The 470-nt window shown below is 39.4% G+C and carries 2 rRNA genes; both read right to left on the bottom strand.

The window, feature by feature from the left end:
* Positions 1-31: 31 nt before the first annotated feature.
* Positions 32-147: ribosomal RNA gene (rrf, locus tag DC53_RS00185) — 5S ribosomal RNA — on the bottom strand.
* A gap of 123 nt (positions 148-270) precedes the next feature.
* A 23S ribosomal RNA gene (locus DC53_RS22445) occupies positions 271-470 on the bottom strand; the annotation flags it as partial.

Genomic DNA, 470 nt, shown 5'->3' with positions numbered 1-470 from the left:
CGTAATCAAAGAAAAAGATTTGATAACAAGATCTTGGCAGCTACTTACTCTTGCACATCTACGAGATGCACTACCATCAGCACGAGTTGGCTTAACTTCTGTGTTCGGGATGGGAACAGGTGTACCTCAACCGTTATAACTACCAAGAGCCTAATATCAAATCAATCCTCTTTCTCTGTTTATGTTGTGTCTTGTCTTTTGTTTATTCCATAATCTAAACAATTAAAGTTAGTCAATCCTTTTCTGAGTAATGAACAATCGTTAAGATTGTATTAAAATCCATTCGTCCTATTAGTATTGCTCAGCTGAGAATGTCACCATTCTTACACTTGCAACCTATCAACCACGTAGTCTCCATGGGGACTTATTGCTCGAGGCAGAGGAATCTAATCTTGAAGTAGGCTTCCCACTTAGATGCTTTCAGTGGTTATCCCTTCCGAACTTAGCTACTCGGCAGTGCCATTAGATAT

The sequence above is a fragment of the Pseudoalteromonas fuliginea genome, assembly GCF_000690055.1.
GTDB classification, from domain to species: Bacteria; Pseudomonadota; Gammaproteobacteria; order Enterobacterales; family Alteromonadaceae; genus Pseudoalteromonas; species Pseudoalteromonas fuliginea.
This window is presented reverse-complemented; position numbering and strand designations above follow the sequence as displayed.